This window comes from Stenotrophomonas sp. BIO128-Bstrain, from assembly GCF_030128875.1.
Taxonomy (GTDB): Bacteria; Pseudomonadota; Gammaproteobacteria; order Xanthomonadales; family Xanthomonadaceae; genus Stenotrophomonas; species Stenotrophomonas bentonitica_A.
Map to the genome: position 1 here is coordinate 2,268,137 of NZ_CP124620.1, position 20,109 is coordinate 2,288,245.

Consider the following 20,109-nt stretch of genomic DNA (forward strand, 5'->3'; position numbering starts at 1 on the left):
TGCGTCTCTCTACTCGCCCGCCGCATCGGGCGTAGGCAGTCCATGAAGGTTAGCGTAGATACGCGCAGCGAGGGCGTCATTGATGCCGTCCACTTTCGCGATTTCCGCTTCGCCGGCGGCTTTCAGGCCGACCAGGCCGCCGAAATGCTTGAGCAGGCTGGCCCGCCGGCGCGGTCCGATGCCGGGAATATCTTCGAGTTTGCTGGTCATACGGGCCTTCTGGCGGCGCCCGCGGTGGCCGGTGATGGCGAAGCGGTGGGCCTCGTCACGCACCTGCTGGATGAACTGCAGGGCGGGCGAGGCAGCGCCCGGGCGCAGCTCGCGACCATCCGGCAGCACCAGGGCTTCATGCCCTGCCCTGCGCTCCACGCCCTTGGCCACACCGACCAGCATCACCCCTTCCACGCCCAGGTCGGCCAGCGCCGATTGCGCCTGGGCCAACTGGCCGGCGCCGCCATCGATCAGCAGCAGGTCCGGCAGCACGCCGTCTTCCTCGACCGCGCGGCGGAAGCGCCGTTCGATCGCCTGGCGCATGGCCGCGTAGTCATCGCCGGGCTCGATGCCACTGATGTTGAAGCGGCGGTACTGGCTGCGCACCGGACCGGCCGCATCGAACACCACGCACGAGGCCACGGTGGCTTCGCCCATGGTGTGGCTGATATCGAAGCACTCCACGCGCTTGACCTGTTCGGCAAGGCCCAGCACCTGCCGCAGGTCCTCGCTGCGGGCGTGCTGCGCGTTGCGGCTGCCCAGCTCGGTGACCAGGGTGATCTGCGCGTTGCGTGCGGCGAGCTCGACATAGCCGGCGCGCTCGCCGCGCACGTTCCATCGCAACTGCACCTTGTGCTCGGCCGAGGCACTGAGCGCCGACTCGATCAGGCTCGCGTCGGGAATTTCGCGGTCGAGCAGGATCTCGCGCGGCGGGGCGTGCTCGGCGTAGTACTGCGAGACGAATGCACCCAGCACTTCATCGGCGCTTTCTTCGCCATTGGTGCGCGGGAAGAACGGGCGCGTGCCCATGTTGCGGCCGTCACGGAAGGCCAGCAGCAACACGCAGGCACTGGCGCCCTGGGTCGCGCAGGCGAGCACGTCCAGATCCGCCGCGCGGCCATCCACGTACTGGCGGGTCTGCATGCTGCGCAGCGAGGCGATCAGATCGCGCAGGCGCGCGGCCTGCTCGAACTCCAGCGCTTCGCTGGCAGTCTGCATCTGGGTGCCAAGCTCACGGGCGAGCTGGTCACTCTTGCCCTCCAGGAACATCGAGGCGCGGCGCACCGATTCGGCGTAATCCTCCGGCGCCACCAGATCCACGCAGGGCGCGCTGCAGCGACCGATCTGGTACTGCAGGCAGGGCCGCGAGCGGTTGCGGAACACGCTGTCTTCGCAGCTGCGCAGCTTGAACAGCTTGTGCATCAGGTTGAGCGTTTCGCGCACGGCGGTGACGCCCGGGTACGGACCGAAGTAACGCCCCGGCACCGCACGCGGGCCGCGGTGCAACGCGATCCGCGGCCATTGCTCGCGGGTCAGCAGCACGTGCGGGTAAGTCTTGTCGTCGCGCAGGGAGACGTTGTAGCGCGGCGAGAGCGACTTGATCAGCTGGTTTTCCAGCAGCAGCGCCTCGGCCTCCGAGCGGGTCACGGTCACGTCCATGCGCGCGACCTGCGACAGCATCGACATGATCCGGGTGGTCTTGGGCGTGCCGTTGAAATAGCTGCCCACGCGGTTGCGCAGCGCGCGCGCCTTGCCGACGTACAGCAGCGTGTCGTCAGCGGCGTACATGCGGTACACGCCGGGGGCGGTGCTCAGGTGGGCCGCAAATGCCTTGCCATCGAAGGCGGGGGCGGAAGAAACAGTCATTCGTTGATCGGCACGTCGCTCAGGACACCACTGACGGGGTCGAACCGCAGCACGGCATGGGCATCGGTCTCGGCGATCCAGACCGCACCACCGCCCAGCGCCAGGCCGGCCGGACCATGCAGGCGCCGCGGCAGCTCCAGCGTGCTCAGCTCACCACCGCCCAGGCGCAGGGTGCGTAGGCGGCCGTTGCCGGCATCGGCGATCCACAACAGCGGCGCATCCGGACTCAGCGCGATCGCCTGCGGGTACTGCAGCAGTGCCGAGGCGCGCGGCCCGTCCTGGTCGCCGAAGCTCCACAGCCCCTGCCCGACCAGTGTCTGGACCAGATCGCCACGCAGTTGCATGGCGCGGATCGACGAGCCCAGCGCGTCGCAGACGTACAGCACCTGCTGGACCGCGGCGACCGAGCACGGCTGCGCGAAGGCAGCCATATGACCACTGCCGTCGCGTTCGTCGATGGCGCCACTGCCGGCGCGCCACTGCAGGCTGCGCTGGCCGAGGTGGTAGCTCCAGATGCGGTTGTCGCCGGCCATGGCGATGTGGACCTGGTTGTCGGCGACCGCCAGTCCCTGCGGGTGGTTCAGTGCGGTACGGCGCGGCTCGGCGATCGGCCCTTCGACCGGCTCGCCAGGGCGGCCGGTGCCGCACAGCGTGTCGACCTGCCCGGAGAGCAGATGGATCCGGCGCAGCGCGTGATTGCCGGTATCGGCCACGTAAAGCCATTCGCGCTCCAGCGCGAGGCCCTGGGGATGATGGAAGGCCGCCTGGGCCTGGTCACCATCCATGAAATCGGCGGTGCCCATGCCGAACTGGCGCAGCACACGGCCGCCATGGCTGCACTCGAGCACGCGGTGGTGACCGGTGTCGGCGATGTACAGGCGCTCGGTGGTCACCGCCAATCCGGTCGGGAAGCGCAGCGGCAGGCGGGGCTCGGGGCTCAGCTCGCGGGCGCCGTGCAGGTCTTCATCGGATGGGTGCGAACTGCCCTCGCACTGCGCCGTGAGCGAACGCTCCAGCTCCCCACCGAGACCGACCAGCCGCTCACGCTCGCGTCCCTGCGCATCGAGCAGCACCAGGGTCGGCCATGCGGTCACGCCGAACCGGCGCCAGCCATCCCAGTCCGCATCCAGCAGGGCCGGGGCGTTCAGCCCATGGCGGCGCAGCAGTTTCAGGGACTGGGCAGGATCGCGCTCACCATCGAAACGCGGCACCTGCAGCACCAGCAGCTGCACCTTGCCGGGGTTGCGCGATTGCCACTGGGCCAGCTCGGCCAGCCGCTGCGCGCACCACACCGAGGCTGCGTTGACGAAGGCCAGCACCACGGGCCGCCCCTGCAGCTCGCCCAGCGTGGTGGGCGTGGCGTTGAGCCAGGTGGCGAATTCGGGCAGATCCTGGACGGGCTGGACGTTCATGCCCCGATTATGCCGGAGGACGCGTCATGCAGCCGTCGTGCCAGGGTCACGGGTGGGCGGCCCACCAGGCCTCGGCGCGCGCCAGATCGTCCGGGGTGTCGATGCCGGGCGGGAACTCGGCCGGGGTCAGGGCCACGCTGATGCGGTGCCCTGCTTCCAGCACGCGCAGCTGCTCGAGCGATTCCAGCTGCTCCAGCGTGCCCGGCGGCAGCGCGGCGAACCGGCGCAGGAAGCCGGCGCGGTAGCCGTAGATGCCGATATGGCGCAGCCAGTGTGGGCCGGCGAGCGTGTCGCGCGAGCGCGCGAAGGCGTCGCGGTGCCACGGAATCGGCGCGCGGCTGAAGTACAGCGCGTCCAGATTCTGCTTGCGCACCACCTTGACCACGTTCGGGTCGAACAGCGTTTCGGCGTCTTCCACCGGGGTGGCCAGCGTGGACATCTCCGCACCGCTGTAGACCAGCGCTTCGGCCACGGCACGGATGCCCTCGGCCGGGGCGAACGGCTCATCGCCCTGCAGGTTCACCACCAGGGTGTCGTCCGACCAGCCCGCCTGTGCGGCGCACTCGGCCAGGCGATCGGTGCCGGAAGCATGATCGGTGGAGGTCATCGCCACACGCACCTCGGCCAGGCCCTGCAGCGCATCGGCGATGCGCTGGTCATCCGTGGCCACCCACACTTCGCGAGCGCCGGCGAGCAGCGCGCGTTGCGCCACGCGCAGCACCAGCGGTTCGCCGCCCAGCAGGCGCAGTGGCTTGCCCGGCAGCCGCGAGGCGGCGTAACGGGCGGGAATGGCGACGACGAACTCGACGGAAGCGCTCATGGGGGATGACCTGTACGAAAGGAAGGCAATCAGGGCCTCAGTGTGCCGCAAGCGGCACCGGAGGCGTCAACGCTTGCCGAGCTTCTCGACGCGATCCAGCAGGCTGATCCAGAACGCGGCCGGCAACTCCGCCGACAGCGGCACCGCGAAGTGCCACTCGGTCGCGAAGGCCTTGCACTTGACCGCATCCTTCTCCGTCATCAGGACCGGCAACTCGCTGCCGAAGCGCAGGTCCGCGGGCTGGTAGGCATGGTGATCGGCGAAGGCATGCGGCACCACGCCGATGCGGTGCGCGCGCAGCATGTCGAAGAAGCGCTGCGGGTTGGCGATGCCGGCCACGGCATGCACCCGCTGCCCCTGGAAATGCGAGAGGCGCCGCGCACGGCCGCCCTGCAGCGGCTGCGCACTGTCGATGCGCAACTGCATCGGCCATTCGCCGAAGCCGCAGGCGGTCTGCGCTTCGGTACCGTCACTGGCCTGGCCCATGTTGACCACGCGGAAATCGCAGTCGCGCGCACGGCTGGCCGGCTCGCGCAGCGGACCGGCGGGAATCAGGCGGCCGTTGCCATAGCGACGCTGGGCATCGACCACTTCGATTTCGATGTCGCGCGCCAGCCGGTAATGCTGCAGGCCGTCATCGCAGACGATGATGTCGCAGCCCGCTTCGACCAGCGCCTTGCCCGCCGCGACGCGGTCCGCATCGACCCGCACCGGCACGCCGGTTTTCCAGGCGATCAGCACCGGCTCGTCGCCACCGACCGAGGTATCGGTACTGGCCAGCACCCAGCGCGGCGTGCCCGCCTCCTCGCGGCCATAGCCACGGCTGGCGACCCCCGGCTTCCAGCCCGCGTCGCGCAGGCGGTTGACCAGGGCAATCGTCAGCGGGGTCTTGCCGGTGCCGCCGGCGGTGACGTTGCCGACCACCACCACCGGCACCGGCAGCGAATGCCGCTTCAGCCAACGGCGGCGATAGGCCATCCGCCGCAGCGCGATCGCCGCGCCATACAGCGGTGACGCCAAACGCGCCAGGAACGGAATGGTGCTGCCGTCATACCAGTACGACGGCGTCTGCGTGCCCTTGCCTGCCATCAAGGCTGCCTTTCGCGGAACTGCATCCTGTGCAGGTGCTCGTACAGGCCACCCAGCGCCAGCAGTTCGTTGTGCGTGCCACGTTCGACGATGCGGCCGTGGTCCATCACCAGCACCTGGTCGGCATGTTCGATGGTGGACAGGCGGTGCGCGATCACCAGCGTGGTGCGCTCGGGCATCAGGCGCTGCAGGGCGTCCTGCACCAGGCGTTCGGATTCGTTGTCGAGCGCAGCGGTGGCTTCATCCAGGATCAGGATCGGCGCGTCGCGCAGGATCGCGCGGGCAATCGCCAAGCGCTGGCGCTGGCCACCGGAGAGCAACGCGCCATTCTCACCAACGGGCGTCTGCAGCTGCTGCGGCATGCGCGCGATGAACTCCCACGCATTGGCCGCTTCGGCCGCCGCGCGGATCTGGTCTTCGGTGGCATCCATGCCGTAGGCGATGTTGGCGCCCACGGTGTCATCGAACAGCATGACCTTCTGCCCGACCATGGCCACCTGGCGACGCAGGTCGGCGAGCGGGTAGTCGTCCAGGGCCACGCCATCGAGCGTGATGCGGCCGCCGCTGGGCTCGTAGAAGCGCGGCACCAGGCGGATGAGGCTGGTCTTGCCGCTGCCGGAGCGGCCGACAATCGCCGTCACCGTGCCCGGCCTGGCCACGAAACTGATGTCGTCCAGCGCGATGCCGGTATCCTCGCGATAGCGCAGCATCACGTGCTCGAACGCGAGCTCGCCGCGCGCGCGGCCGATGCGCTGGAGGCCTTCGTCGCGCTCGACCGGCATGTCCAGAATCCCGAACAGGCGCTCGGCAGCAGCGACACCACGCGAGATCGAGGTCTGCACACTGGTCAGGCGACGCAGCGAGGGAATGATCGCCATCATCGAGGTCATCAGGCCCATGAACTGGCCTGCGTTGAGCTTGCCGGCCAGCGCCTCGCGGGTGGACACCCACACGATCACCGCCAGCGCCAATGCCGCCAGGAACTGCACCGTGCTGGAGGCCAGCGCGCGCGTGGTTTCGACCTTCATGTTCAGGCCGAGCATGCGGTTGGCCAGACGCGAGTAGCGCGAGATCTCGTGCGCCTGGGTGCCATGCACCTTCACTTCCTGCTGCGCGGCCAACGACTGTTCGGCGGTCTGCGCCATGCCGCCCATGCCGTCCTGGATGCCACGGCTGATCCGGCGGTAACGCTTGCCGACGATCGAGACGATCACGCCGATCAACGGCACCACCACCAGCATCGCCATGGTGACCTTGACGCTCATCTGCAGCATCACCACCAGCATGGCGATGATGGTGAGGGTATCGGCCACCAGGGTCTTGAGCGCATCGGCACTGGCCTGGGTGACCTGTTCTGTATCGAAGTTCAGGCGGCTGACCATCACCGGCGTGGCCTCGGCATCGAAATGCGAGGATGGCAGGTGCAGGTACTTCTCCAGCACCTGCTCACGCAGGTCGCGCACCACGCTGCGCCCGGTGCGGGCCAGCGCGTAATCGCTGACCAGCGTGGCCAGGCTGCGCATCATGAACAACCCGAGGATGGTCAGCGGCAGGATCACCGCCATGCGCGGCTCCGGGTTGACGAACCCCCGGTTGACCAGCGGCTCCATCAGCTTGGTGAAGCTGTAGCCGGCCAGCGCCTCGACCACCATCGCGATCACGGCCGCGACCATGAACACCCAGTACGCCCCGGTGTACCCGAGCAGCCGCTTGTAGATCGGCCAGACGGAAGAATGTTTCTTGCTCATGGACGCACCTCCGGCGCGGTAGCGATGGCGATGCGGCGGAAGCCCAGCTGGCCCAGGGCATCCTGGGCCGTGACCACGGCCTGGTAAGGCGTACGCGCGTCGGCGCGCAACAGCACGGTCTGTTCCCGATCGCTGCCGGCGACGGCGGCAATCGTCTGCTTGACCGACTCGACGTCGGTGCGCAGCACTTCCTGATCGTTGATGAAGTAACGCCCTTCGGCATTGACCAGCACGCTCAGCGAGCGCGGCGGCTCGGTGGTGTCCTGCTGGCTGGCGGTCGGCAACTGCAACTGCAGCGTCGAGCGCGCGTCGAAGGTGGTGGTGACCACGAAGAAGATGATCAGGACGAGGATCACATCGATCAGCGGGACCAGATCGATATGCGGTTCGTCCTGGATCCGGTCATTGCGGATACGCATCCGTCAGCCCTTGACCATGACCGGTGCGGCGCCGGCGGGGGCACCGGTGGCACGCGGGGCCGTGTTCATCACGCCCGGGCGGCCATCCAGCGCGTCCAGCAGGGCCGAAGCTTCCTGCTCCATCTCGATCACGTAGCCGGCGATCCGGCCCTTGAAGTAGCGATGGAACATCAACGCGGGGATCGCCACGATCATGCCGGTGGCGGTGCACACCAGTGCCTTGCCGATACCGCCGGCCAGCTGGTTCACATCGCCCACGCCGTGGTCGAGGATGCCCATGAACATCTGGATCATGCCGACCACCGTGCCGAGCAGGCCCAGCAGCGGGCCGGCCGAGGCGATCGTGCCCAGGGCATTCAGGAACCGCTCCATGCGGTGAACCAGGTGCCGGCCGGCGTCTTCAATGCGCTCGCGGATCTGGTCGCGCGGGCGATTGCGCGCTTCCAGCGCGGTGGCCAGCAGCGCGCCCAGCGGCGAGTTGCCGCGCAGCGACTGGATGTGGCTCGGGTCGAGCTTGCCGCGTGCGGCCCAGTTGCGCACTTCCTGCCCCAGCCCCGGGGGCAGGACTTCATTGCGGCGCAGGGTCCAGAAACGCTCCAGGACAATTGCCAAAGCCAGTACGCCCAACAGCAGCAGCGGCAGCATCGGCCAGCCACCGGCCTTGACCAGTTCCCACACGTTTCAATCCTCCGGCCCAGCGGCCGCCTGTTTGATCGCCGATAGGATAGCAGCCGACCGGCTCCGCTCCGCGGCATCCCACCAACGCCGCTCGAAAACCCGTTGTTCACGCACCTGCAGGCCTTCACGCCCGAGCCAGATCCGCACCGCGCCGCTCTCGGCCGTGTTGAGCACCTCCGCCCCCACCGCCTGCCAGCGCGACACCACCTCGGCGCGCGGGTGGCCGAAGCGATTGCGATGGCCAGCCGAGACGATCGCCAGGCGCGGCGCGACGGCATCCACCCAGGCCGGGGTGGACGAGCTGGCACTGCCATGGTGCGGCACCACCACTGCTTCGGCCGCCAGCAGCGCACCTGCCTGCTGGAGCAGCCGCGCTTCGCTGCCTTTTTCGATGTCGCCGGCCAGCAGGATCGCCCCCCGGGCGGTTTCCATCCGCAGCACGCAACTGCTGTCGTTGATCGACCGGGCTTCGCCGGGAAGGGGATGCAGCACCCGGAACGTGACCCCGTCCCACGCCCAGGATTGTCCGGCATGGCAGGCCGATGCGCGGCCACGCAGGGCGCCCTGCGGTGCCTGCACGACCGCATCGGGGAAGCTGCGGCGCACCCCGCGCAGGCCACCGGTGTGGTCCCGGTGGTCGTGGCTGATCATGATCCGGTCCAGCCGCCCCTGGCCCAGCGCACGCAGCGTGGGCACCACGATACGCTCACCAGCATCGAAGCCATCGTCGGTCCCGGGGCCGGTGTCGTACAGCAGCGTGTGGCGGCGCGTGCGCACGACCACCGCCAGGCCCTGCCCCACGTCCATCACCAGCAGCTCCACCTCGCCCTCGCCAGGCCCGTGACGCGCCGGCCATAGCAGCGGCAGGCACAACAGCAGCGCCGCCACCCGGCCGCCACTGCCGCGCGGCAACAACAGCCAGAACACGCCGGACACCGCCGCCAGCAATGCCCAGCGGTTTGCCTGTGGCAGCCACCACAGCGACAGCTCGCTGCGCGCGGCATAGCCGAACAGCCACCAGCTCGCGTCGAAGCACCATGCCGCCAGCTGCCAGGGCCAGCGCCCCGCCCCCTCGATCAGCGCCTCAAGCGCGGTACCGAGCAGTGCCAGCGGCACCACCACCATGGTCCACCACGGAATCGCCACCAGGTTCACCAGCGGACCGGCGCGCGAAGCCTGCCCGAACAACGCCACGGTCAGCGGCAGCAACGCGACGGTGGCCACGCCCTGGGCACTCAGGAATCCCCGCAGCCAGCCCTGCTCGCGCCCCGGCAGGCACCAGATCAGCCACAGCACGCCGGCAAAGCTCAGCCAGAAGCCGGGGGCCAGAACCGCAAGCGGATCGAACAACAGCATCGCCAGCGCCGCCAGCGACAGCGACTGGGCGACCGTCGCCCGTCGCCGGCTGCAACGCGCCGTTGCCACCACCGCGATCATCAGCACGGTGCGCACCGTCGGCAGCGCGAAACCGGCCGCTGCTGCGTACAGCGCCGCACCTGCGACCGCCGCGGCTGCGGCGCCCATCGGGCGCGGCAGGTAAAGGCCCATTATCGGCAGGCACCGCCAGAGCCCGCCTGCCAGCAGTGCGGCCACGCCAGCCACGACGCCGACATGGAAACCCGAAATCGCTACCAGGTGAGTCACCCCCAGCGCACGCAGGTCGTCCCAATCGGCCTGGCCAAGACCACGGGTATCGCCCAGTGCCAGCGCCTGGACGAAGCGGCGGCCGTCGTCCTGGACCGCGCGGGCGATCGCGTCGGCCATCCGCTCGCGCCATGCCGGCAAGCCGGCCGGCTCGCCCAGTGGATGCGCCCGGGCGGGCTCGCGCACGTACCCACTGCCCGCCACCCGCTGCCGCAATGCATAGCCCTCGGCGTCGAACCCGCCCGGATTCACCAGGCCACGCGGCGGCCGGACCCGCACGCTGAGCGACCAGCGCTCGCCGGCCCGCAGCGTGCGCCGGCGATCATCGGCGGCGCCACGGAATCCGTCGTACCAGCCCAGCGCCAGGTCGCGACCGCGGAGTCTGGTGGGCATCGCCGGATCTTCGTCCACCCGGAAGCGGAAGCGGGTTCCCCCGGGACCGTGGTCGGGGAGGCTGACCACCCGCCCGTGCAGCACGTGGTCGACGGCGGCGCTGCCGGGTGTCAGCTGCTGGGCGAGCCCGGCGTGGCCGTGGAAGGCCGCCCAGCCTAGACCGAAGAGGGCGGCGCCGAGGAGGCGCAGGCGGGAGGGGACGATCCAGAGCAGAAGACCGACCGCCGCCGCAGCAACGCCCCATTCCATCGGCAGCAGCCGGGGCGAGAAGATGATCGCGCAGATGCCTGCCAACAGCGAAACGACACACGCTTTGCCGAAGATCGGGAAGGCGGCATCGGTGGCGTGATCGGCACTGTCGAGCACCCGCGACATGCGCAACGCCCCACTGAAAACCATACTGTGCTTGTTCCCACAGCGTGTGCCCATCGGCGCCGGACCTGCCCGTCTGTCGGAAACTTGGAGACTCACGGGACAGGGAAGAGCCTTGGCCTGGCCATGTGCGGGAGGCCTGACCTGCCATTGCAGCAGCCTGTATTCGCCGATAGTGTCCGAGCAGTGCTGGTGACTGGTATCCAGCCCCCCGACAGGAGGCGACCGTGGCGTTCGACTGGTTGAGACGCGACATCCACCTGCACGTACGCCTTCATCCCGGTGGCGTGCTGCTGGCGGTGAGCTATGCCGTTGCCTTCTGGGCAGCTCGCAATGTTTCGGTCGACCAGCTCTATCTTCCTGCGGGCCTGCGCGTTGCCGCCCTGCTGCTCTGCCCACCGCGCTACTGGGTCTACCTGATTGCGGGCGAGTACGCCTTCTTCGCCCTAGCGCGGTACCCGCTGATCCCGCAATATGGCCTCGCCTGGGCCGTGGTCGCTTCGGCCAGCCTAATGCCCGCTGTCGCAGGGATCGTGCACACGCATCGACGCTGGATGGCGTCGAGCAATGACACGTGGCTGCTCTCGGTCGCCCTGCTCGCGGCGATCGTGGTCACCGCCCTGAATCAGGGCCTTGCGTATCTACTGATGCCCACGCAGCACGTGGCCGTCTCCTGGGAAGGCGCTGCGCGATATGCCGTGGGGGACTATCTGGGCATTCTGTTGATCGCGCCCTTGGTCGTCATGTGGCGACGCAGGCGCATGGCTGCCGAATCAATGCGTGGCTGGACACTGGCAGCTGTGGTTTCTCTGGTAGTGATCGGCGTCAACTTGATGGTCCTGCTCCGCATGGATAGTACTGGCCTGCCAGGCTCCCATGACCCCGCCGCATTCACCGCACAGCAGATTCTTGCAGCAACTGGAACTGTACTGCTCCTGCTCGGCGCGACCACCTCGCACTACTATCATCGTTTCCGACAGAACGAGTGGCTGGGGCGCCGCGCCATCGCCATGACCAGGACCACGCTTGTCGCCGGCGAACAGGACAGGCGCGAGCGCGCTTGGTACCTGCGGAATGTCGGCGATGACATCGACCGGTCCCTGCAGAAAATCGCAAATACGCTCGCGGCAAAGGGCCAGGACGGCTTGGCCTTGGAGCTCCAGCGCTTGCATGCCGCACAATCGGGTGCGTTACGGGTGCAGGCGAACTTGGTTTACCCCGTCGAAATAGAATCCGCGGGACTGTACGTAGCTCTCCGGGCCGGCGCGATCGCCGATGCCTGGGCGCAGACGGATCGCGTCCTGCCCGCGCATTTGATGGGCGACCCGTGTGATCTGAGCCTTGATCTGCAGTTGGCGGCGTTCCGGAGCATGGCAGACGTCGTCGCGGTCCTGCTGACGGCAGAGAAAGGATCTCTACGTCTTCGCGCACGCACGATTCAACGTGGAGGACAGCAGGGCATCGTGGTGATCGCCGGGCTTCTGGATCCCCACCGGACGCTGGCACCCGGTACTGTGGAGCTCGCCAGGCAGGCGCTCGGTGCCCGCGCGCTGGCCTATCAGGGCAACGTGCAGTGCCGAGGCAACCGGATCCGCCTGGTGTTGAGGGAGACTCGTGGCTGCCAGGCAGAGCGACACGCCAGCGCGCCAGGAACACGCGCGCTTCCACGCAGCAACGTGAGCTTCTTCTGACTGGGCGCCAGAAAACGAAAAAGCCGGCCTATTGGCCGGCTTCGTCTTGTTCCACCTGTTCCCGTGGTTTCCCAGGTACTGAAGTGGTGGGCGGTACAGGGTTCGAACCTGTGACCCCTACCATGTCAAGGTAGTGCTCTACCGCTGAGCTAACCGCCCGTTCTGCTTCCCTGCCCCGCTGCGAATGCGTCGGTGCAGGCCGCGTATATTACGGATGCCCCCCGGAAAGCGCAACACTTTTGTGAAGATATTTCACGATGTGTTGTTCAGCCCAGACTGGCCTCCTTCAACTGGCGGATCTGGTCGCGTACCCGGGCGGCATCTTCGAATTCCAGATCACGTGCGTGCTGGTACATCTGCTGCTCCAGCGCCTGCAGGCGCTTGGCGATCTGGGCCGGGTCCATGGTGCGGTAATCGGTCGCCTCTTCGGCCACGCGCCCGCCCTTGCCCTTGCCCTTCCCTTTGCCGCGCGCCTCTTTCTCGGCCGCTTCCGAACGCGCGCCTTCGAGCACATCGGTAATCGGGCGCAGGACCGACTTGGGCACGATGCCATGCAGCTCGTTGTACTCGACCTGCTTGGAACGACGGCGGTCGGTCTCGTCGATCGCGGCCTGCATCGAACGGGTCATCTTGTCCGCGTACAGGATCGCCTTGCCGCGCAGGTTGCGTGCGGCGCGGCCGATGGTCTGGATCAGCGAGCCGGTGGAGCGCAGGAAGCCCTCCTTGTCCGCATCCAGGATCGCCACCAGCGAGACCTCGGGCATGTCCAGGCCTTCGCGCAGCAGGTTGATGCCGACCAGCACGTCGAACTTGCCCAGGCGCAGATCGCGGATGATCTCCACGCGCTCGACGGTATCGATATCCGAGTGCAGGTAACGCACGCGGATGCCGTGTTCGGTCAGGTATTCGGTGAGGTTCTCGGCCATGCGCTTGGTCAACGTGGTGACCAGCACGCGGTCGCCCAGCTTGATGCGCTCGTTGACCTCGCTCATCAGGTCATCGACCTGGGTGCCGACCGGGCGGATCTCGACCACCGGATCGATCAGGCCGGTCGGGCGCACCACCAGTTCGGTGATCTCGCCTTCGGTCTCGCGCAGCTCATACGGACCCGGCGTGGCCGAAACATAGATGCTGCGCGGGCAGCGCTCCTCCCACTCTTCAAAACGCAGCGGGCGGTTGTCCAGCGCCGACGGCAGGCGGAAGCCGAACTCGACCAGCGTTTCCTTGCGCGAGCGGTCGCCTTTGAACATCGCGCCGATCTGCGGAATGGTGACGTGCGATTCGTCGATCACCAGCAACGCATCCGGCGGCAGGTAGTCGAACAGCGTCGGCGGCGGATCGCCGGCGTTCTTGCCGGTGAGATGCCGGGAGTAGTTCTCGATGCCGTTGCAGTAACCGACCTCGGCCATCATTTCCAGATCGAACTGGGTGCGCTGCGCCAGGCGCTGCGCTTCCACCAGCTTGTTCTGCTCGTACAGCTGCTCCAGGCGGACCTTCAGTTCCGCCTTGATCGTATCCACGGCCGACAGCACGCGTTCGCGCGTGGTGGCGTAGTGGGTCTTGGGGTAGATCGTGTAGCGCATCATCTTGCGCAGGCTTTCACCGGTGAGCGGATCGAACATGCTGATCTGCTCGACCTCGCCTTCGAACAGCTCGATGCGCACCGCTTCGCTGTCCGACTCGGCCGGGAACACGTCCACCACTTCGCCACGCACGCGGAACGTGCCGCGATGCAGTTCGAACTCGTTGCGGGTGTACTGCAGCTGGGTCAGGTGCTTGATCAGGTCGCGCTGGTCGATCCGCTCGCCGGTGGAGAGGATCAGGCGCATCGACAGATAGTCCTCGGGCGCGCCGAGGCCGTAGATCGCCGAGACGGTCGCCACCACGATCGCATCCGGGCGCGACAGCAGCGTCTTGGTCGCCGCCAACCGCATCTGCTCGATGTGCTCGTTGATCGAACTGTCCTTCTCGATGAAGGTATCCGACGACGGCACATAGGCCTCGGGCTGGTAGTAATCGTAATAGCTGACGAAGTACTCCACCGCGTTGTGCGGGAAGAACGATTTGAACTCGCCGTACAGCTGCGCCGCCAGGGTCTTGTTCGGCGCCATCACCAGGGTCGGCTTCTGCACCTGCTGGATCACGTTGGCGATCGTGTAGGTCTTGCCGGAACCGGTGACGCCGAGCAGGGTCTGCTTGGCGATGCCCGCCTCGAAGTTGGCGGTCAGTTTCTCGATGGCCGCCGGTTGGTCGCCCGCCGGCGAATACGGGGATACAAGTTGGAAACGATCGCTCATGGTGCCGCCACTGCCGGGAAGCCTTCAGTATAACGGCCGGGTTGGTGACGGCCTGTTGAGGAATCCACCGATGCCTGGGGCCCGGTCAGGCTGATATTCAGCCTCGGCACCGGCGCGCAAGCTCAGGGCTCCCCGCTGACGGATGACCTGCCCCATGCGCCTCCGGCCCAGCCCGCGTGACCGAAGCGCTGGCCTCACCCTGATGGAGCTGATGGCCACCCTGGCGATCCTCGCGCTGGTGGTCGCCGTGGCGGCACCCAACCTGGCCGAGACCGTCTCCAGCCTGCGTGCCGATGCCCTGCGGCTGCAACTGAACTCGGCATTCGCCGGCGCTCGCATGGCCGCGGTGACACGACGCGAGATCGTCACCATCTGCCCCAGTGACGATGGCCGGCGCTGCGCGTCGGAATGGAGCACGGGGTGGCTGACGTATCGCGATCCCCGTCGCCAGCCACAACCGGCCGAGGCAGACATCCTCCAGTACTACCCGGGGCAGACCGGCCTGACCCTGCGGGCTCCGGCCTCTGCCGGGCGCCCTCGGCTGCGGTTTCGTCCGGACGGCAGCAGCATGGGTGTCAACCTGACGGTCACCATCTGCACCAGAGGACAAAGACACAGCAAGGTGGTTGTCAACAATGCCGGGCGCGCCCGCTCGGAGCGACTGCGCGACCGCGCGCCCTGCTGATGCAGGCCTGCCGGAAATGCCGGCACGAAAACGACAGAAGCCGCGATTGCTCGCGGCTTCTGCAGAATCTGGCGCCCGAAGTTGGACTCGAACCAACGACCCCCTGATTAACAGTCAAGTGCTCTAACCGGCTGAGCTATTCGGGCGGGGAGGCGCATTGTACGGGGCACTCGCGCGGAGGGCAACACCCTTGTGCATGCCGCCGTCCGTCATGTCACCAGCACTCGGAGAGCGTGCCCCCACTGGTCTTGACGTTGGCCTGGTTGATGCCGAGGTCGCCACACTTGTCCTTGGCCTGGTTTCCCTGTGCGGTCGCGGTCAGCGTGAACGTGGACTGGGTGCCGACGAACCCGACACTGTAGGCGGCCGTACCCCCTTCGCGCGGCGAGCTGACCGAGTTCCCACCGCCGGGCAGCGTGAACCCTTCATAGGTGTTCTGCGTGGTGTGGAACCGTTCGGCCAGCTGCGCGTACTCGACCAGGTCGGCCTTGACCTGCCCGCGCTTGGACTTGCGCGTCTGCTCGACGTAACTGGGGTATGCGATACCGGCCAGGATGGCCATGACGATCACCACCAGCATCAACTCGATCAGCGTGAATCCCCCCATCGCGCGGGCGGGGACAGGCGGTACGCGTCCGGCGCGGGCCAGGGCGGGAAACGAACGACTCATTGCAACTGCCTCCAGGACTGGCGACCACAGGGATACGGCACGTACATGGGGACGCCGCCTGCCGCGGTGACCAGCATCTGGCAGGGCTCGGCGGGCGGGTCCACCGGGGGGGCGTGCCGCCAGGTGAACCCGGTCCACCGCCGCCTGGGCTGTCGCCGGAAATCTTGCCGGGTGGCTGCTGGCGCGGCAGTACCTGCACCCCGACATCCTTCACCGGGGCGTTGCCGCCGGTCGACAGCGGAACCGCCGCCGTGCCAGCGCCGAACTTGGTGCCGGTCGGCGACCCGGCGCGCATTTTCGACAATGCCGGCGCACCGGACTGCGCACTCAGCCCGAACAGCCAATTGGAGCCATCCGACGCACAGCTCTTGGTGCTCGGATTGGGCACATAGGTGGGCATGAAGACCACCCCGGACGCCAGCGCGGGATACGCGAGGAAGCGCTCGCCCGCCGGCAGGTCGACATGCCAGCCGCGCGAATCGGCGGGCTTCGTGCCCGGCGTCATCGTCCGCACATCACCCGAGGCAGACACGGTATACGGCCGCAGATCGGCCGCGGTCATCGTCAGGGAAGGCATTTCGTCGGAGGCATCCAGGACCGCGTACAGGGACTGGATCGATTCGTCACGGGCATCTTCGTTGAAGACGAAACTGCCCGTGCCGAAGAACAGCATCACCCCACCGCGGTCACCGTTGGTGGCGTTGATGCCGCCGGTGATCGGCTGACGGTAGGTCAAACCATTCCTGGTGCTGGTCTGCGTGGTGAACAGCGGCGTGGAGACCTTCGCACTGGTGTCGCGCAGATCGAACTTCCATACCGCGCCCTTCTGGTCGGCCGCGTACACCGTATCGGCATAGCCATCACGGCCGCGCGTGTTGCGGCCGCTGCCGGTCCAGCGGTCGACCACCAGGATGTTGCCCAGGCCATTCTTGCCAGCCGGCGGGGTTCCTGCCGTCTCGGACGCTTCGATCATCGTGATGTTGGGGGAGCCGGTGCCGATGTCCACCATGAACAGCACCACCTTGCCACTGGCACTGCCATAACCATTGCCGAAGATGGCCTTCCAGGTCACGGTTCCGCTCGCATCCTTGAACGGAACGATGACCGGCTTGCCCAGCACATGGCCGATATTGGCCTTCACGCCATCAGACCCGCTGAGGTCGTTGATTTCCCACAGGCGGCTGCCGGTGCCGAAGCTGCCCGGCTTGGTCACGTCCAGTGCGAACACGCCGCGGCCGCCCGCGCCGGTACTGCCGACCAGTACGGTGCCCCAGCTGTTGCCGATACGCGCATCGGACACGGCGACCGGACCATCGACGTAGTAGCGATGAGAGAACTTCTGGAAGGCCTGATTGTTCGGATCGAGCGGGAACAGCAGGTTGCCCATGTGCCCCATGGAGGTGGCGGGAATGTAGGCGAACGTTTCCGCGCCGCCGCCACTATCCATCGTGCCGCTTACGCCCATGCCGCCATCAAAGGCATGCAGCATGCCGTCGTTGGCGCCGACATAGACCATGTAACGCCCACTGCGCTTGGTTTCCAGGTAGGTGGCGTAGCTCGCGCCCAGGCCTTGATCCAGCCCGCGATAACCGTAGTCGTCGATGGGGGCACTGATGACCGGCGACGAATTGATGATGTCGCCAAGCACCGTGGTGCGATCGCGGAAGCGCCCCCCTCGCCGCGTTTCCAGACTCCTTTCGCCCAGCAGGTAGCTGACCGCGTTTGCGCGCGTCGCACCGAGATCGGTCAGCCCACCGACCGAACACAGGGCCATGCCCGGGTACAACGATGGGGACAGGTCACACAACGACTCCAGCGTGACACTGTTGCTGCTGAAGGGAAGCACGTCGGTGTTCGTACCGAAGAACACCTTGCGCGCGGTCGGCTGCGGCATCTTGGCGCTGGCTTCCCACGCTGTGGTGTAGACCGCTTTGCGCGTGGCCTGGTCCACGGTGATCTGGCTCGCGGTGAGGCGGCTGAACCAGTCGGTCGATTCGTTGGCGATCTCGTAGTACGGCGCCACCGCCATCGAGCCTGTGCCGATGCGCGCGCCCGACTGCGCGTAGCTGCCCGAGGAAGATGCACCGGCCGTCACCGACGACAGCACGCGGCGCATGGCCTGGGTGATGTCGGCCGGGGTACGCGCGTTGATGAACTCGCCACGCGTGTTGACGGCGGCATGCCAGATATCATCGATGGTGCTGATCGCACCGTTCTCGCGCTGTGGCCAGTTGTTGTAGATGGAGGCGTTGGTATACGGGTCCTGGACGATATCGGGGTTGAACAGCTTGCCGCGTCCCCCCAGGGTGATGCCGTAGAAATTGACGTGCAGGTTCTTCTGGCAATCCAGGCGCGGATCCGGGTTGGCCGTGTTGCAGGCCTCCGGCACCGGCACCAGCCCGGGCGCGAGATCCGGACGCAGTGGGGATTTGCCCTCCTTGTTGATGTAGTACGAAGCCGCGATATCGGCCATCGTATTGGCGTGGACATCCTTGAACGGAATGCCCATGTTGCCGTCGCCATTCGCATTGGCGACCTCCGGGCCATCAAGGTTGCTGTAGCCATCGGTGAACAGCATGACGGCGTTTTTCTGGCAAGCCAGCTGCACCGGCGCCTGATCATCGGTCCGGGTGAACTGGGTGGCCGCCGCCTTCACCGCCTGGCGATTGGGTGTACTGCCCGAGGCGTTCAACGCGATCATGTCGGCGTACAACGCACGCTTGTCGTCCTTGGTACCCAGATCGCGGATGGGCAACGCCGCACCCTTGTCGCTCATGTCGTAGTCGGCGTTGTCGTTGATCTTGAAATAGCCCACGCGCAGGTTGTCCACCGTCGCCATGGATCGGGTCATGCCGGCGATCATGGAGCGGTTGCGGTTGCCGTAGTAGGAGAACCAGTTGGCGAAGTTCTGCAGCGCGACGCCGTCGGTGCTCTTGATCGTGTACTTCCACATCGTGCAACCCGTGCCACAGGCATTGGCGGCCTCCGTGCGCGCTACCGCCGTGTAGGCGCCGGGGCTCCCGGCCAACTCCGGAACCGGATCGCTCTTCCCCGTGAACGGAAGAAAGAACGTGGCTGGAACGTAGGTGAAGGTCGCGTCGTATCGCGTTGGTTGATTTTTGTTGACCTTGTAGAAATCCTGGGTGTTCCAGACGTAGTCCTTGTTGGCCGCGTAGGGCGTTCCGTCCTTCCCGTTCGCCGCGAAGACAGTGCCCTGGGGCACCACCATTCCATCGACCATGTTGAACACACCGGTGGTGGCCGCGGTCAGATCCACCGCATTGGACGCGTTCGCCGCCAGACGTGGATCTATCAGGGTCTTGGACATGGCTGCCTGTGCGTAATCGACCACCTTTTCCTGGGCGGTGTCATAGCGCATCCACGGCTCATACTTGATCGTGGGGTTGTAGAAGGCCGGGTTGTAGGTCGGGGAGCGTGCGAAGCCGAACTTGTCGAACGGTGCAATGCCGTAATACGCGCCGGAAATGCGCGTGCCCGGCAGCACGTAATAGAAGGCGCAGGTACCCGTCGTACTGAGCGTCTTGGTGCCGCTGAAGAAACTCTTGGTCGACGTATTCCAGCAGGCCTGGCCATCCGCCCCGGGGAACTGGGTCTGGAAGGTCATCGAGCCGGAGTTGTCGACCGTCATGATGAAGGCCGGCTGCGCCTGCACCTGGTTGTTCAACGGCACCTGGGACAGCGTCCCCTGCCCCTGCGCGGCGATCAGCTGATAGGTCAGCACCCCGCCGCCGACCAGAACGGCCAGTACCGACGCGGAAATGAGTGTGGTCCTGCGCGATACCATGTGCGCGTCCTCAGAGCTTGAAAACCGTGTCGATCACGGTCGAAGAGGTGGGATGTTCAGCGTCATCGGCGGCGTAGCCGGTGATCTGATAGATCGGAATGGGGGTATCGCGCGGCCCGCCCAGGCCCACGCCGGTGCCGAAGGGCACGCAGGTATCGATCTGCCTGACCGTTACCGCTGGAACCGCATCGAAACTCTGCTCGCTGCCCCACTCTGACGGGTCGAAGGCAGCATCGCAGCCGGCATCGATGTCGCCGGCGACAATCAGGCTGCCATCGGGCAGCTCCTGACGATTGGCGATTTTCTCCACCAGATGCTCGGCAGTGCGCACGGTCGCTTCGGTGTTCTGGAAGGACAGATTGCTCGCACGATAATTGGCCGACATCTTCTCCTGCATGCCGGCGACCTGCATGCCCGCGATACCGATCAGCGCCAGCAGGATCAACATCACCAGCGCCACATACAGCACGGCGCCACGCTGGCGATGTGGGGCCGGAGAACGAACGACGGGGCGGACGGAGGCGTGCAT

Annotated in this window: 13 protein-coding genes, 2 tRNA genes and 1 pseudogene; 2 read left to right on the forward strand and 14 right to left on the reverse strand. The window is 66.9% G+C overall.

Annotated features, from left to right (window positions below; translation table 11 throughout):
- Positions 1 to 9: 9 nt before the first annotated feature.
- The 8 genes from uvrC to POS15_RS10235 form a co-directional block, all read right to left on the reverse strand.
- Positions 10 to 1,857, reverse strand: coding sequence for an excinuclease ABC subunit UvrC (gene uvrC / locus POS15_RS10200; RefSeq protein WP_019183371.1), 1,848 nt, complete (start codon positions 1,855 to 1,857; stop codon positions 10 to 12).
- Positions 1,854 to 3,269, reverse strand: coding sequence for a hypothetical protein (locus POS15_RS10205; RefSeq protein ID WP_284128104.1), 1,416 nt, complete (start codon positions 3,267 to 3,269; stop codon positions 1,854 to 1,856). The genes uvrC and POS15_RS10205 overlap by 4 nt, the downstream gene beginning before the upstream one ends.
- A 46-nt stretch (positions 3,270 to 3,315) precedes the next feature.
- Positions 3,316 to 4,089: a 3-deoxy-manno-octulosonate cytidylyltransferase gene (gene kdsB, locus POS15_RS10210; RefSeq protein WP_019183373.1), complete on the reverse strand. Its 774-nt coding sequence runs from the start codon at positions 4,087 to 4,089 to the stop codon at positions 3,316 to 3,318.
- Between the two features lie 66 nt (positions 4,090 to 4,155).
- The gene (lpxK, locus tag POS15_RS10215) at positions 4,156 to 5,178 is read right to left on the reverse strand and encodes a tetraacyldisaccharide 4'-kinase (protein ID WP_019183374.1); all 1,023 of its coding nucleotides are present in this window, start codon (positions 5,176 to 5,178) and stop codon (positions 4,156 to 4,158) included.
- Entirely contained in the window at positions 5,178 to 6,926 is a 1,749-nt protein-coding gene (gene msbA, locus POS15_RS10220) for a lipid A export permease/ATP-binding protein MsbA (RefSeq protein WP_070470672.1), read from the reverse strand. Before msbA ends, lpxK begins: the two co-directional genes overlap by 1 nt.
- Positions 6,923 to 7,345: a biopolymer transporter ExbD gene (locus POS15_RS10225; protein ID WP_019183376.1), complete on the reverse strand. Its 423-nt coding sequence runs from the start codon at positions 7,343 to 7,345 to the stop codon at positions 6,923 to 6,925. The genes msbA and POS15_RS10225 overlap by 4 nt, the downstream gene beginning before the upstream one ends.
- 3 nt (positions 7,346 to 7,348) lie before the next feature.
- On the reverse strand, positions 7,349 to 8,023 hold the full coding sequence (locus tag POS15_RS10230) for a MotA/TolQ/ExbB proton channel family protein (protein ID WP_284128105.1): 675 nt from the start codon (positions 8,021 to 8,023) through the stop codon (positions 7,349 to 7,351).
- 3 nt (positions 8,024 to 8,026) lie between these two features.
- Positions 8,027 to 10,435, reverse strand: a complete 2,409-nt coding sequence (locus tag POS15_RS10235; protein ID WP_284128106.1) for a DNA internalization-related competence protein ComEC/Rec2 — start codon at positions 10,433 to 10,435, stop codon at positions 8,027 to 8,029.
- A gap of 224 nt (positions 10,436 to 10,659) precedes the next feature.
- Between POS15_RS10235 and POS15_RS10240 the strand changes: the two genes are divergently transcribed.
- Positions 10,660 to 12,123: an MASE1 domain-containing protein gene (locus tag POS15_RS10240; protein WP_284128107.1), complete on the forward strand. Its 1,464-nt coding sequence runs from the start codon at positions 10,660 to 10,662 to the stop codon at positions 12,121 to 12,123.
- An 84-nt stretch (positions 12,124 to 12,207) separates the two neighbouring features.
- Here POS15_RS10240 and POS15_RS10245 read toward each other — a convergent pair.
- Together POS15_RS10245 and uvrB are read right to left on the reverse strand one after the other, a co-directional pair.
- Positions 12,208 to 12,282 (reverse strand) — tRNA-Val (locus POS15_RS10245).
- 107 nt (positions 12,283 to 12,389) lie between these two features.
- Positions 12,390 to 14,420, reverse strand: coding sequence for an excinuclease ABC subunit UvrB (uvrB, locus tag POS15_RS10250; protein ID WP_019183381.1), 2,031 nt, complete (start codon positions 14,418 to 14,420; stop codon positions 12,390 to 12,392).
- A gap of 154 nt (positions 14,421 to 14,574) precedes the next feature.
- Between uvrB and POS15_RS10255 the strand changes: the two genes are divergently transcribed.
- Complete coding sequence (locus tag POS15_RS10255) at positions 14,575 to 15,105, forward strand: GspH/FimT family pseudopilin (protein WP_019183382.1); 531 nt, start codon at positions 14,575 to 14,577, stop codon at positions 15,103 to 15,105.
- 69 nt (positions 15,106 to 15,174) lie between these two features.
- Here the strand turns inward: POS15_RS10255 and POS15_RS10260 are convergent.
- The 4 genes and pseudogenes from POS15_RS10260 to POS15_RS10280 form a co-directional block, all read right to left on the reverse strand.
- Positions 15,175 to 15,251, reverse strand: a tRNA-Asn gene (locus tag POS15_RS10260).
- Positions 15,252 to 15,319: 68 nt separating this feature from the next.
- Positions 15,320 to 15,712 (reverse strand): type IV pilin protein, encoded by a 393-nt coding sequence (locus POS15_RS10265; RefSeq protein ID WP_026070245.1) that lies wholly within the window; start codon positions 15,710 to 15,712, stop codon positions 15,320 to 15,322.
- A pseudogene (locus POS15_RS10275) lies at positions 15,672 to 19,580 on the reverse strand (PilC/PilY family type IV pilus protein); the annotation flags it as partial. The gene POS15_RS10265 and the pseudogene POS15_RS10275, both read right to left, overlap by 41 nt.
- A 10-nt stretch (positions 19,581 to 19,590) precedes the next feature.
- Positions 19,591 to 20,109 (reverse strand): PilX N-terminal domain-containing pilus assembly protein, encoded by a 519-nt coding sequence (locus tag POS15_RS10280; protein ID WP_284128108.1) that lies wholly within the window; start codon positions 20,107 to 20,109, stop codon positions 19,591 to 19,593.

What these genes read in the sequence shown, in the direction of transcription:
- kdsB (WP_019183373.1), bottom strand. Translation starts at nt 4,089, where the DNA reads ATGAGCGCTTCCGTCGAGTTCGTCGTCGCCATTCCCGCCCGTTACGCC.
- POS15_RS10225 (WP_019183376.1), bottom strand. Translation starts at nt 7,345, where the DNA reads ATGCGTATCCGCAATGACCGGATCCAGGACGAACCGCATATCGATCTG.
- msbA (WP_070470672.1), bottom strand. Translation starts at nt 6,926, where the DNA reads ATGAGCAAGAAACATTCTTCCGTCTGGCCGATCTACAAGCGGCTGCTC.
- uvrC (WP_019183371.1), bottom strand. Translation starts at nt 1,857, where the DNA reads ATGACTGTTTCTTCCGCCCCCGCCTTCGATGGCAAGGCATTTGCGGCC.
- POS15_RS10205 (WP_284128104.1), bottom strand. Translation starts at nt 3,269, where the DNA reads ATGAACGTCCAGCCCGTCCAGGATCTGCCCGAATTCGCCACCTGGCTC.
- POS15_RS10265 (WP_026070245.1), bottom strand. Translation starts at nt 15,712, where the DNA reads ATGGGGGGATTCACGCTGATCGAGTTGATGCTGGTGGTGATCGTCATG.
- POS15_RS10235 (WP_284128106.1), bottom strand. Translation starts at nt 10,435, where the DNA reads ATGTCGCGGGTGCTCGACAGTGCCGATCACGCCACCGATGCCGCCTTC.
- uvrB (WP_019183381.1), bottom strand. Translation starts at nt 14,420, where the DNA reads ATGAGCGATCGTTTCCAACTTGTATCCCCGTATTCGCCGGCGGGCGAC.
- POS15_RS10280 (WP_284128108.1), bottom strand. Translation starts at nt 20,109, where the DNA reads ATGCACGCCTCCGTCCGCCCCGTCGTTCGTTCTCCGGCCCCACATCGC.
- lpxK (WP_019183374.1), bottom strand. Translation starts at nt 5,178, where the DNA reads ATGGCAGGCAAGGGCACGCAGACGCCGTCGTACTGGTATGACGGCAGC.
- POS15_RS10255 (WP_019183382.1), top strand. Translation starts at nt 14,575, where the DNA reads ATGCGCCTCCGGCCCAGCCCGCGTGACCGAAGCGCTGGCCTCACCCTG.